The sequence below is a fragment of the Streptomyces sp. RLB3-17 genome, assembly GCF_007113425.2.
Taxonomy (GTDB): domain Bacteria; phylum Actinomycetota; class Actinomycetes; order Streptomycetales; family Streptomycetaceae; genus Streptomyces; species Streptomyces mirabilis_D.
In genome coordinates this window covers 2,593,120-2,605,667 of record NZ_CP041610.2, presented here as the reverse complement: position 1 = coordinate 2,605,667, position 12,548 = coordinate 2,593,120, and the positions used below count along the sequence as shown (strand labels likewise).

The window sequence follows — 12,548 nt, the reverse complement described above, 5'->3', positions numbered from 1 at the left end:
GTTCGCGGCCGGCCCTTACGGGGGGCGCCCCGACGCGCAGGCGTCTGGCCCCGGGCCGCCATCTGACGTACCGTCAACTGGCGCCGCCGGGGGCCGCACCCCTCCGGGGGACGTCAACAGCCGTGCCCCCAGGGAGGCTTGCCGTGCCCGACGACCGCCCCGTTGCCCTCGACGAGTACCCCGTGCACCAGGTGCCCCTGTCCATGAAGCACCTCGCGACCGGGGACCGGAACGCGTACGACCGCTGCATCTTCCACGTTTTCGACCACCAGGGCCGGGCGCTGCTGATCCTGGGTCTCGGCGTCTATCCGAACGTCGGGGTCGTCGACGCCTACGCCACCCTGCGACTCGGCGACCGCCTGCACGCCGTGCGCGCCTCGGACGCGCTCGGGGACGACCGGATGCGCCTCGCCGTCGGCCCGCTGCGCATCCTCGTCGAGCGCCCCCTGAGAACGTTCGTGCTGAGCTGCGCGGCCGATCCCGCCGACCCGGAGGGACTGTCGTACGAGATCACCTGGACGGCGGACTTCCCGGCCCTGTGGGAGCCGCACCACCTCCAGCGGCGCGGCGGCCGGCTCACGCTGGAGGGCAAACGCTTCGTGCAGGCGGGGCACTGCGAGGGCTGGATCCGGATCGGCGGCGAGGAGATACGTCTGGAGCGCGGCCGCTGGACCGGCACCCGCGACCGCAGCTGGGGCGTGCGCCCGATCCCGGGGGAGGAGGGCGGCCGGCTCGCGCAGGAGAACCCGACGGAGGGCTTCCACTGGCTGTGGTGCCCTGTCCGGTTCGAGGACCGGTTCCTGATGGTCGTCGTCCAGGAGGACGCCGACGGCTACCGGACGCTGAACGACGCGACCCTCGTACGCAACGCGGAGCGCGACCTGCAACTCGGCTGGCCCCAGACCGACATCACCTACCGCCCCGGCAGCCGCCACCCCACGTCCGCCGTCATCCACCTCACCCGCCCGGGCGACCGCAAGCCCATGGAGCTGGACGTGGAGGTGCTCACCTCCTCCCCGCTCGCCGTCGGCGCCGGCTATCCGCCCGCCGACGACTGGCAGCACGGCACCTGGGTCGGGCGCGACTGGACCGACCGCCGCGCCTACGACCTCTCCGACCCGTCCGCGCACCCCCGTGCCGCGTACGGGGTGATCGACCACGCGGCCCGTTGCACGCTGGACGGGCAGGTCGGCCACGGGATCTTCGAACACGGCTCGTTCGGCCGCCACGATCCGAGCGGGTTCGCCGGCTTCGACTCGGTCGCGCCCTGAGGGGGGACGAGATGGCCACGGCACCGCGCCCGCGCACGACCACCCGCGACCCGGAGGAACTGGGCCGCCGGCTGACCACCTGGCTCACCGCCCGCCTCCCGGGCGCCAAGGCGGCCAACGTCACCGTCCCCGAGTCCAACGGCATGTCCAGCGAGACCCTGCTCTTCGACATCGAGCACCCTGAACCGCCGCTGACCGCCTGCGCGTTGAGGCTGGCGGCGGACCCGGCGGCGTACACCGTCTTCCCCGTCTACGACATGCCCCGCCAGTACCGCACGATGAGACTGGTCGCCGAGCGCACCGACATCCCCGTGCCGCGGGTGCTGTGGCTGGAGGAGGACCCCGCCCCGCTGGGCGCGCCGTTCTTCGTCATGGAACGGGTCGAGGGCCGCGTGCCACCGGACGTCATGCCCTACACGTACGAGGGGAACTGGCTGCACGCGGCGAGCGACCAGGAACGCGAACGGCTGGAGGCGGCCTCGGTGGGTCTCCTCGCCCGGCTGCACGACCAAGTCCCGCTGCCGGAAGCCGACTTCCTGACCCTCCCGGGTGAAGGCAGCCCCCTCCGTCGTCACGTCGAGGCCCAACGCTCCTACTACGCGTGGGTGATTGACGGGCTGTCACGCTCACCGTTGATAGAGAGCGCGTTCGACCGGCTCGACGAGCTGTGGCCGAGTGACGAGGGCGAGGCGGTGCTCAGCTGGGGCGACGCGCGCATCGGGAACGTCGTCTACGACGGGTTCGCCCCCGCGGCCGTCCTCGACTGGGAGATGGCGGCCCTCGCCCCACGCGAGGTCGACCTCGGCTGGACCGTCTACCTGCACCGCTTCTTCCAGGACCTGACGGCGAGCTTCGGCCAGCGTGGACTGCCCGACTTCTTGCGCCGTGACCGCGTCGAGCGGCGCTATGCCGAACTCACCGGCCACACACCCCGGGACATGGACTTCCACACACTCTACGCGGCACTGCGGCACGCGATCGTCATGCTGCGCGTCGCCTACCGTCAGGTGCACTTCGGCGAGGTCGCCGTACCGCCGGACCCGGACACACTGATCCTGCACCACGGCAGCCTGCGAGCCATGGTGCAGGGCAGTTACTGGGAGGGACCGGCTGCCGGTCGCTGAACGCGAGGGCCGGTCAGGCGGCCTGGCCGCCCATCTCGGGGACCCGCATCGGGCGCGAGGCCGGGCCGCCGACGTGCGAGAACGGCTGCGTCCGCCAGTCGAGCCCCTGAGGGAGCGTCAACAGGAGGGCGGTGTCCTGCTCCTGAGGCTCCACCGACTCGTCGGCGGGCCGGGCGTCGCCCGCCGCACGGCCCGTGCCGGCGCAGACCGTCAGCCCGAACGGGTTCCACGGCGAGGCGCACAGCGCGTGCTCGGGCAGGCTCTCCTCGTCCGCCAGGAGCGCGATGGGCTGGGCGCAGTCCGGGCAGATCACCCGGTACATCTCGAAGGTGTCGTAGGCGTCGAACTCCTCACCGTCGACGGCGTCGGGTTCGACGCCCTCCGGCTCGGGTTCGACGACCAGCTTGGGCCGCCTGGATGCGGGACGACCAGGGCGCTTAAGACTCTGCATGGGATTCTCCCCCTCGGGTGGGCCGACAAGGCGCTGCGGCCTCGACCACAGCAAGCATTTCCCGTCCCGTCTCTGCGGTAATCACGAGAACATCACGGACCCGGTTGCGGCGCTGTGTCGTTCGTCACATGCCGCCCGCAGGTGCCCGGCGCGGTGGCTTTGTCCACCAGGCGGTTCACAGCCAGCACTCTGCCACATCACAAAGCGGGTATGACCTGCGCCGCTGAGGTATCCGACGAGATCAAGGGCCCTGTAGGTTCTTGCGTCATGGAGGAGCTGGACCGACAGATCGTGCAGCTGCTCGTCGCAGACGGGCGGATGAGTTACACCGACCTGGGCAAGGCCACGGGCCTGTCCACGTCCGCCGTGCACCAGCGGGTGCGCCGGCTCGAACAACGCGGTGTCATCCGCGGCTATGCCGCGGTCGTGGACCCCGAGGCCGTCGGGCTGCCCATGACCGCCTTCATCTCGGTGAAACCGTTCGACCCGAGCGCCCCCGACGACATCGCGGAACGCCTGGCCGACGTGCCCGAGATCGAGGCCTGCCACAGCGTCGCGGGCGACGAGAACTACATCCTGAAGGTGCGGGTCTCGACCCCGCACGAACTGGAGGAGCTCCTCGCCCGCCTGCGCACCCTGGCAGGCGTGTCGACCCGCACGACCGTGGTGCTGTCGACGCCGTACGAGGCGCGCCCGCCCCGCATCTGACCCACCCGGGGACCGACCGGACACCGCCAGGCGCGAGACTGTTCCCCATGAGTGAGAGCACCGCCACGTCGGACACCGTGCTGTTGCGCGGTGGAGAAGTCCACAGTCCCGCCGATCCCTTCGCCACCGCGATGGTCGTCGAACGCGGACAGATCGCCTGGGTCGGTTCGGAGGGCGCGGCCGACGCCTTCGCCGACGGGGTCGCCGAGGTCGTGGACCTGGAAGGCGCACTGGTCACCCCGGCGTTCACCGACGCCCACGTCCACACCACCTCCACCGGGCTCGCGCTCACCGGCCTCGACCTGTCCGACGCGCCCTCCCTGGACGCCGCCCTCGCCCTCGTACGCGAGTTCGCCGCCGCCCGCCCCGCCGACCGGGTGCTGCTCGGCCACGGCTGGGACGCGGCCCGCTGGCCCGGCGGCCGCCCCCCGACGCGCGCCGAACTCGACGAGGCGGCCGGCGGACGCCCGCTCTACCTCTCCCGCATCGACGTGCACTCCGCCGTGGTCACCACCGCGCTCCTGGACCTGGTCCCGGGGGTCACCGCGCGAGCGGGGTACGCCGCCGACGGCCCCCTGACCCGGGACGCCCACCACGCCGTGCGCGCCGCCGCGCTCGGCGCCGTCACCCCGGCCCAGCGCACCGAGGCCCAGCGCGCCGCGCTCGCCCACGCCGCCTCGCTCGGCATCGGATCCGTCCACGAGTGCGCGGGCCCGGAGATCTCCTCCGAGGACGACTTCACCGGACTGCTGCGCCTCGCCGCCGAGGAAGCCGGCCCCCGGGTCGTCGGCTACTGGGCCGAACAGGATGTCGACAAGGCCCGGGCGCTGGGGGCGATCGGCGCCGCGGGCGACCTCTTCGTCGACGGGTCCCTGGGTTCGTACACCGCCTGCCTGCACCAGCCCTACGCCGACGCCGACCACACCGGCACCGCCTACCTGGACGCCGCCGCCGTCGGCGCGCACGTGGTCGCCTGCACCGAGGCGGGCCTCCAGGCGGGCTTCCACGCCATCGGGGACGCCGCCGTGACCGCCGTGGTCGAGGGAGTCCGGGCAGCCGCCGAGAAGCTCGGCCTGGCCCGTGTGCGCGCCGCCCGGCACCGCGTCGAGCACGCCGAGATGCTCACCCCGGAGACCATCGCCGGCTTCGCCGAGCTCGGCCTCACCGCCTCCGTGCAGCCCGCCTTCGACGCGCTGTGGGGCGGAGAGGACGGCATGTACGCCCAGCGCCTGGGCTCCGAGCGGGCCCGCGCCCTCAACCCGTTCGCGGCCCTGCTGCGCACCGGCGTGCCGCTGGCCTTCGGTTCCGACAGCCCTGTCACCCCCCTCGACCCGTGGGGCACCGTGCGTGCCGCCGCGTTCCACCGCACGCCGGAGCACCGGGTCTCCGTGCGCGCGGCGTTCACGGCGCATACGCGCGGCGGGTGGCGGGCCGTAGGACGGGACGACGCGGGAGTCCTGGTGCCGGGCGCGCCCGCCGACTACGCCGTGTGGCGCACCGAGGAACTGGTCGTGCAGGCCCCCGACGACCGCGTCTCACGCTGGTCGACCGACCCTCGTTCGGGTACTCCTGGACTGCCCGATCTGAGCCCCGGCGGCGACCTGCCGGTGTGCCTGCGGACGGTCGTCGGCGGGCGGACGGTCTTTGTACGGCCGGGCGAGTGATCTCCGGGGGTGGCGCCGCGCCGATCGTCCGCCGCCGCCCCGTCGCGCGACCTGCGCATCCTCCGCATTGACCAGGCAATTGAGGGAAAACCAGCAGGTCAGACGAGTGTTGACAGCTGGCCTCGGGGGGCCGATAGGTTCGGCCGGGTCCACCACCGGACGTCCGACCGGAGAACTTCCACGCAGTCGCCGGAGCGCCGCTGGGTCAGGGGTGGTGTGCCGCACCGGCGCACCACCACTGGGAGCCAGGCTCAGCGCCAGTGCGACGGCGAGGGAACGTTCATGCCTGTCGGAAGGGTGTGACCCGGGTGGGGCCCGGACGTCCAGTAGACAACGGCTTTCGGTCGACCCGCAGCCAGCGGGTCCCAGGTCGGCCCGAAGGGCGCCGGGCCCCGATCCGCAGTACGGTGCTCCGGCGCGGCGGGCTCTCTCTTACCCGGCTCTTGCCGAATCGACACCCCCGTACTAACGCGCCGACGCGTCAGTGCAGGCTGCGGCCACTATGGTGGACCCCTGCGTACGGACTTGAAGGGGCAGTAGTGAACGACGGCGACGGGACCCTCGCGGCAGGAGCCAAGGGGAGGCAGTTCGGCCCGCTCGGCACGGCCTTGGTGATCATCCCGACCTATAACGAGGCGGAGAACATCAAGAAGATCGTCGGCCGGGTACGAGCCTCGGTGCCCGATGCACACGTTCTCGTGGCTGACGACAACAGCCCGGACGGCACGGGCAAGCTCGCCGACGAGCTGGCCGCCGAGGACGACCATGTCCAGGTGCTGCACCGCAAGGGCAAGGAAGGCCTGGGCGCGGCGTATCTCGCGGGCTTCGCCTGGGGCCTGGAGCACGGCTACGGCGTCCTCGTGGAGATGGACGCGGACGGCTCGCACCAGCCCGAGGAACTGCCCCGGCTGCTGACCGCGCTCAAGGGCGCCGACCTCGTGCTGGGGTCGCGCTGGGTGCCGGGCGGGCGGGTCGTGAACTGGCCCAAGTCCCGCGAGTTCATCTCGCGCGGCGGCAGCATGTACTCCCGCCTCATGCTCGACGTGCCGATCCGGGACGTCACCGGAGGCTTCCGTGCCTTCCGCCGCGAGACCCTCGAAGGTCTCGGACTCGGTGAAGTCGCGTCCCAGGGGTACTGCTTTCAGGTGGATCTGGCCCGGCGTGCGGTCAAGTCCGGTTTCCACGTCGTCGAGGTGCCCATCACCTTCGTCGAGCGCGAGCTCGGTGACTCCAAGATGAGCCGCGACATTCTCGTGGAGGCGCTGTGGCGGGTCACCACGTGGGGCGTGCGGGAGCGGGTCGGCCGGATCACCGGCCGGAAGCACAGGTCGTAGGAGCGCTTGCGAAGTGGGGGGCGGGCCCGGGTGGGGCCGCCCCCCCACTCCCGCTTCGCCCTCACTTCACTCCACAGCTACGGCTGATCATCCGCTTATCCCATACTGAGCTGTGCCCAGGCACACTGGGTGCATGACGACTGGCGCACCGACCCCTGCATACCCCGCGCGGCCGCGCCGATCCCGGCTGCGCACCTACCTGCCGCTCGGCATCGCCGTCTGGCTGGTGCTGGAGATCTGGCTCCTGACCGTGGTCGCGGGCGCGGCGAGCGGGTTCGCGGTCTTCCTGCTGCTGGTCGCCGGTTTCGTCCTCGGTTCCGTGGTCATCAAGCGGGCCGGCCGCCGTGCCTTCCGCAACCTGACCGAGACGCTGCAACAGCAGCAGAGCGGGGTGCCCCCCACGAGCGGGGGTGGCGAAGGCAACGGGCTGATGATGCTCGGCGGTCTGCTCCTGATGATCCCCGGGCTCATCTCCGACGCGCTGGGCCTGCTCCTGCTGATCCCGCCCGTCCAGAAGGCCCTGAGCCGTTACGCCGAGCGCGCCATCGACCGCAAGATCCGCGAGGCCGCGCCGGGCAGCGTCGGCGACGCCTTCCAGCAGGCCCGTATCCATCGCCCCGACGGCAAGGTCGTCCAGGGCGAGGTCATCAGGGAAGAGAACCCGACGACGGACCCGGGCCCGCGTCCGCCACTGAACCGCTGACCGAGGCTTTCCCGACGGAGGCCCGTGGGTTTTCACCTGCGGGCCGGTGGGGGCCGGTCGCGCGGTTCCCCGCGCCCCTGAGGGGCGCGCACAACGCACAGAGCCGCGGGCCCCGTACGACTTGCGTACGGCGCCCGCGGCTGCGTGCGTGGTATGCCGCCCAACCCCCGGAGGGGTTACGCGGACTTGCGGCTGTCCCGCGGATGCACCGCGATGTTCATCGCGCCGGAGCGCAGAACGGCCAGGCGCTCCTCGAGGACCTCTTCGAGCTCCTCTCGGGTGCGCCGCTCCATCAGCATGTCCCAATGCGTACGCGCGGGCTTGGCCTTCTTTTCCTCAGGGCCGTCGCCGTCCACCAGGAGTGCCTGGGCCCCGCAGACCTTGCACTCCCACTCCGGCGGAATCTCCGCCTCGACCGAGAAGGGCATCTCAAACCGGTGCCCCTTCTCGCATGCGTACTCCACGGCCTGGCGCGGGGCCAGGTCGATGCCGCGGTCCGTCTCGTAGCTGGTCACCACGAGGCGCGTGCCGCGAAGAGCTCGCTCACTCATGAATCGTGCCTCCCGGGCTTGTCGCCCACAGGACAGGTGTCGCTGTCGTCGTCATCCGGTCAACGTCCGGTCGGCGGTAAAGATTCCCGTTCCGGGTCATGCGTCGCCGTCGTAGCCGCCCCTTGTTGTACCCACCGGCGCCCGGTTTGTCACATCTGGCAGCAGATGTCACCCAACGCTTCAGTATCTTTGACGCGCAGTAACGGTACGCCTGGCAGGCCAAACGCGTACACTACCGGCCTTTGGCCTCAGGTGCTAAATCCTGTCCGGTACGGGATTACCCGCGTCGCGCACGGCCTGCCGCACCGGAACCCTCGCGAGCAGCACGAATCCGATGACGAAGAAGGCCACGAGCGAGATGATCGCGTCCCGATAACTTCCCGTCAGCTGGTAGGTCAAACCGAACAGAAGCGGGCCGAGCCAGCTCATCCCCCGGTCGCTCATCTCGTACGCGGAGAAGTACTCGGCCTCCTTCCCGCTCGGCACCAGGTGGGAGAACAGTGAGCGAGAGAGCGCCTGGCTGCCGCCCAGGACCAGGCCGATCCCGGCGGCCAGGACGAAGAACCAGACGGGGGCGCCCGCCGGCAGGAAGTACCCGGCGCCGAGCGTCACGGTCCAGGCGACGAGCGAGCCGAGGATCGTGCGCTTCGCGCCGTACGTCCGTGCGAGCCGTCCCATCCCCAGGGCGCCCCCGACCGCGAGCACCTGTACCAGCAGCACGGCGACGATCAGGGTCGACTGGCTCAGCCCCAGCTCCTCCGATCCGTACACCGACGCCTGCGAGATGACCGTCTGGATTCCGTCGTTGTAGACGAGGTAGGCGAACAGGAAGGCGAGGGTGAGCGGTGTGCCCCGCATGTCCCGCACGGTGGCCGCCAGCTGCCGCCATCCGTGCCCCGGCGCCTGCCCCGCGGACGCCGTGGGCCGGTCCCGCAGCCGCTTCAGCGGTACGAGGGTGAAGGCGCCCCACCAGATGCCCGCCGAGGCCAGACAGATACGGACGGCCGTCGACTCGGAGAGCCCGAAGGAGTCGTGGGCCGAGTACAGGACCAGGTTCACGACCAGCATCAGCGAACCCGCCGCGTAGCCGAAGGCCCAGCCGCGGGACGAGACCGCGTCACGCTCCTCGGGCGGGGCGATCTGCGGCAGGTAGGAGTTGTACAGGACCATCGACACGGCCACCGAGGCGTTGGCGACGATCAGCAGCAGACCGCCGAGCAGATAGCGGTCGCCGTCCAGGAAGAACATGCCCGTGGTGGCCGTGGCGCCGAGATAGGCGCAGAGCGCGAGCAGGGGCTTCTTGCGGCCGGTGCGGTCGGCGGCGGCGCCCGCCATCGGCATCACGAAGATCGACACAATGACGGACGCCGAGACGGTGTAGGCGAAGAAGGAGCCGGCGCGGACCGGGATGCCCAGCGGATGGACGAAGCCGTCCGCGTCCGCCGCGTGCTTGGCGACGGAGGTGAGATAGGGGCCCAGGAACACGGTGAGCACGCTCGTCGAGTAGACGGAGCACGCCCAGTCGTAGAAGTACCAGCCGCGCTGCTCGCGCCGCCGTTCGGTGACCTCGTCGGTCGCCTGTGCCCGCACGGTCTCGGTGCCCACCCGTGCCCCTCGCTTCCCGCTGAACGGACCGCGCGAGAGGGCTCAGACCCAGGTGCCCCGGTCCTCCAGGACCCTGCGCAGCGTGTCGATGTGATCGGTCATGATGCCATCGACGCCCAGGTCCAGGAGCCGGTGCATCCGATCGGGTTCGTTGACCGTCCACACGTGGACCTGCAGGCCGCGCGCGTGGGCGGCGCGCACGAAGCGCCGGTCGACCACCGGCACGCCCGACTGGGACTCGGGCACCTGGGCGGCGATCGCCGAGTCGCGCAGCGCGGCCGGGATGCCGTACGAGCGCAGCCGCAGCCCCACGACACCCTTGGTGCCGTACGAGGTCGCCAGCCGAGGTCCGGCCAGACGCTGGGCGCGGAAGACCCGCGCCTCGGAGAACGAGCCGACGCAGACGCGGTCCCAGGCGTCGAGGCTGCCGATGAGGTTCAGCAGGGGGTGGAGGGCGGGTTCGGCCTTGACGTCGACGTTCCAGCGGACGTCGGGGAAGGTTTCGAGGAGCTCCTCGAAGAGGGGGACCGGTTCCTTGCCCGCCACGCGCGCGTGGCGCACGTCCTCCCAGGGCAGGTCCGCGATCCGCCCCGCGCCGTCCGTCACCCGGTCCAGGGTCGCGTCGTGGAAGGCCACGAGCCTGCCGTCCGACGTCGCGTGCACATCCGTCTCGATGTAGCGGTAGCCCGCTTCCACCGCGCGGCGGAACTGGGCGACGGTGTTCTCCAGACCGTCCGCCGCGCCGCCCCGGTGGGCGAAGGGGATCGGGCCGGGGTGGTCGAGGTACGGGTGGCGTATGCGCGGGCTCACCCTGGAAGTATCGCTCGCTCCGGTTGACCGGCGGCAACGACGGTGCTGCCGCCCGGTGCCGGGCGGACGGCGAACACGCGCAGGAAGAGCTGGGCGAGCGGTCCGATCGCGACGGCGTACAGCACCGTGCCGACGCCGACCGTGCCACCGAGCGCGAATCCGGTCGCGACGACCGCCACCTCCAGGACCGTGCGCACCAGGCGGACCGAGCGTCCCGTACGCCGGTGCAGGCCCGTCATCAGACCGTCCCGGGGACCCGGACCGAAGCTGGCCGAGATGTAGAGGCCCGTCGCCACGCCGTTCAGCACGATGCCCGCCACGAGCAGCGGAATCCGTACGGCCAAGGAGTGGGTGTCCGGCACCAGGGCGAGGGTGCCGTCCATGGCGATACCGACCACGAACACGTTGGAGACCGTGCCGAGGCCCGGGCGCTGGCGCAGCGGGATCCACAGGAGCAGCACCGCCGCGCCCACGAAGATCGACACCACGCCGATCGTCAGACCGGTCAGTTCGGCGAGCCCCTGGTGCAGCACGTTCCAGGGCTCCAGACCGAGGCCCGACTCCACGAGCAGGGCCGAACTCGCGCCGTACAGAGCGAGGCCCGCGTACAGCTGGACGAGGCGACGAGGAAGCCGTCGCCCGGATCCCCTGCGTTCCCGGTGCGGGGAGTCGGCGCGCGTGGACAAGAGGTACCCCCTGTGGTGATGACCCGTGATGGTCCGTGATGAACCGCGGTGGTGATGGTGGCCTGGCTCGTGACATTCTGTGGCCTGAAGGAAGGCGCCATCCAAGGCCAATCCGAGGAAGGTGGACTGGGAATCATGACGCAGTGGACTTCGGCGATGGGGGCCGCGCAGCTCGCCCGGCTGCTCAACTCCCAGCAGGAGCGCCCCGCGGGGCCCGGCACGCGCCGCCCGCCCGCCTATCGCGCGCTCGCCGACGGCATCCGGCTGCTCGTCCTCGAAGGCCGGGTTCCGGTCGCCGCGCGGCTGCCCGCCGAGCGGGAGCTCGCGCTGTCCCTCTCCGTCAGCCGTACGACGGTCGCGGCGGCCTACGAGGCGCTGCGCGGCGAAGGATTCCTGGAGTCCCGCAGGGGAGCGGGCAGTTGGACCGCCGTCCCCGCCGGGAACCCGCTGCCCGCGCGCGGCCTCGAACCGCTGCCGCCCGAGGCCCTCGGTTCCATGATCGACCTCGGCTGCGCGTCGCTCCCCGCGCCGGAGCCCTGGCTCACCCGTGCCGTGCAGGGTGCCCTGGAGGAGCTGCCACCGTACGCGCACACGCACGGCGACTATCCGGCGGGGCTGCCCGCGCTGCGCGCGATGATCGCCGAGGGGTACACCGCGCGCGGTATTCCGACCATGCCCGAGCAGATCATGGTGACGACCGGCGCGATGGGCGCGATCGACGCCATCTGTCATCTCTTCGCCGGGCGCGGTGAACGCATCGCCGTCGAGTCCCCCTCCTACGCCAACATCCTCCAGCTGATGAGGGTGGCGGGCGCCCGGCTCGTCCCCGTCGCCATGGCCGAGGGGCTCGCCGGCTGGGACGTGGAGCGTTGGCGCCAGGTCCTGCGCGACGCCGCGCCCCGGCTCGCGTACGTCGTCGCCGACTTCCACAATCCGACGGGAGCCCTCGCGGACGAGGACCAGCGGCGCCGCCTGGTGGACGCGGCGCGGTCGGCGGGGACCGTACTGGTGGTCGACGAAACGATGAGCGAGCTGTATTTGGAGGAGGGGCTGTCGATGCCCCGGCCCGTGTGCGGCTTCGACCCCTCCGGGTCCACGGTCATCACCGTGGGGTCGGCCAGCAAGGCGTTCTGGGCGGGGATGCGGATCGGCTGGGTCCGTGCGGCTCCCGATGTCATCCGCAGTCTCGTCTCCGCGCGCGCGTACGCCGACCTCGGAACGCCCGTGCTGGAGCAACTGGCCGTGAACTGGCTCTTCAGCACCGGGGGATGGGAGCGGGCCGTGGAGATCCGGCGTGCGCAGGCCCGGGAGAACCGGGACGCGCTCGTCGTCGCCGTGCGCCGTGCGCTGCCCGACTGGGAGTTCACTGTGCCGCGGGGCGGGCTGACGCTGTGGGTGCGCACCGGCGGGCTGTCCGGCTCGCGGATCGCCGAGGCGGGCGAACGGGTGGGGGTACGGGTGCCCTCCGGGCCGCGGTTCGGGGTCGACGGCGCCTTCGAAGGGTATGTGCGGCTGCCGTTCACCGTGGGGGGTGCGGTGGCCGAGGAGGCGGCGGTCCGGTTGGCCGCGGCGGCGCACCTGGTGAGAACGGGCGCGACCGGGGGCAACGAAGCGCCCCGCACGTTCGTGGCCTAGCAGCCG

General features: G+C 71.7%; 12 protein-coding genes. 7 read left to right on the top strand and 5 right to left on the bottom strand.

What is annotated here, in order from left to right:
• Positions 1-143: 143 nt before the first annotated feature.
• Both FNV62_RS12195 and FNV62_RS12190 read left to right on the top strand, forming a co-directional pair.
• Entirely contained in the window at positions 144-1,271 is a 1,128-nt protein-coding gene (locus FNV62_RS12195) for a hypothetical protein (protein ID WP_097283872.1), read from the top strand.
• 11 nt (positions 1,272-1,282) lie between these two features.
• The gene (locus FNV62_RS12190; protein ID WP_144315218.1) at positions 1,283-2,395 is read left to right on the top strand and encodes a phosphotransferase family protein; all 1,113 of its coding nucleotides are present in this window, start codon (positions 1,283-1,285) and stop codon (positions 2,393-2,395) included.
• Positions 2,396-2,408: 13 nt separating this feature from the next.
• Here the strand turns inward: FNV62_RS12190 and FNV62_RS12185 are convergent, their stop codons facing one another.
• The gene (locus tag FNV62_RS12185) at positions 2,409-2,846 is read right to left on the bottom strand and encodes a hypothetical protein (RefSeq protein ID WP_060897780.1); all 438 of its coding nucleotides are present in this window, start codon (positions 2,844-2,846) and stop codon (positions 2,409-2,411) included.
• A gap of 267 nt (positions 2,847-3,113) precedes the next feature.
• Between FNV62_RS12185 and FNV62_RS12180 the strand changes: the two genes are divergently transcribed.
• The 4 genes from FNV62_RS12180 (at position 3,114) to fxsA (ending at position 7,255) form a co-directional block, all read left to right on the top strand.
• Positions 3,114-3,554 carry an Lrp/AsnC family transcriptional regulator gene (locus tag FNV62_RS12180; RefSeq protein ID WP_028803629.1) on the top strand — a complete coding sequence of 147 codons (441 nt, stop codon included), beginning with the start codon at positions 3,114-3,116 and terminating at the stop codon, positions 3,552-3,554.
• Positions 3,555-3,601: 47 nt separating this feature from the next.
• The gene (locus tag FNV62_RS12175) at positions 3,602-5,218 is read left to right on the top strand and encodes an amidohydrolase (protein ID WP_144315217.1); all 1,617 of its coding nucleotides are present in this window, start codon (positions 3,602-3,604) and stop codon (positions 5,216-5,218) included.
• A gap of 539 nt (positions 5,219-5,757) precedes the next feature.
• Positions 5,758-6,552 carry a polyprenol monophosphomannose synthase gene (locus FNV62_RS12170; protein WP_054236256.1) on the top strand — a complete coding sequence of 265 codons (795 nt, stop codon included), beginning with the start codon at positions 5,758-5,760 and terminating at the stop codon, positions 6,550-6,552.
• A 133-nt stretch (positions 6,553-6,685) separates the two neighbouring features.
• Complete coding sequence (fxsA, locus tag FNV62_RS12165) at positions 6,686-7,255, top strand: FxsA family membrane protein (RefSeq protein ID WP_060902405.1); 570 nt, start codon at positions 6,686-6,688, stop codon at positions 7,253-7,255.
• Positions 7,256-7,431: 176 nt separating this feature from the next.
• Here the strand turns inward: fxsA and FNV62_RS12160 are convergent, their stop codons facing one another.
• The 4 genes from FNV62_RS12160 to FNV62_RS12145 all read right to left on the bottom strand — a co-directional run bounded on the left by FNV62_RS12160 (position 7,432) and on the right by FNV62_RS12145 (position 10,907).
• Positions 7,432-7,806 (bottom strand): RNA polymerase-binding protein RbpA, encoded by a 375-nt coding sequence (locus FNV62_RS12160; protein WP_003977404.1) that lies wholly within the window; start codon positions 7,804-7,806, stop codon positions 7,432-7,434.
• Between the two features lie 255 nt (positions 7,807-8,061).
• On the bottom strand, positions 8,062-9,411 hold the full coding sequence (locus FNV62_RS12155; RefSeq protein WP_144315216.1) for an MFS transporter: 1,350 nt from the start codon (positions 9,409-9,411) through the stop codon (positions 8,062-8,064).
• Positions 9,412-9,453: 42 nt separating this feature from the next.
• Complete coding sequence (locus FNV62_RS12150; protein ID WP_054236253.1) at positions 9,454-10,221, bottom strand: glycerophosphodiester phosphodiesterase; 768 nt, start codon at positions 10,219-10,221, stop codon at positions 9,454-9,456.
• Positions 10,218-10,907 carry a YczE/YyaS/YitT family protein gene (locus FNV62_RS12145; RefSeq protein ID WP_097283868.1) on the bottom strand — a complete coding sequence of 230 codons (690 nt, stop codon included), beginning with the start codon at positions 10,905-10,907 and terminating at the stop codon, positions 10,218-10,220. The genes FNV62_RS12150 and FNV62_RS12145 overlap by 4 nt, the downstream gene beginning before the upstream one ends.
• Positions 10,908-11,042: 135 nt before the next feature.
• Between FNV62_RS12145 and FNV62_RS12140 the strand changes: the two genes are divergently transcribed.
• A complete protein-coding gene (locus FNV62_RS12140; RefSeq protein ID WP_054236276.1) occupies positions 11,043-12,542 on the top strand; it encodes a PLP-dependent aminotransferase family protein in 1,500 nt (499 codons plus the stop codon).
• The last annotated feature ends 6 nt before the right edge of the window (positions 12,543-12,548 follow it).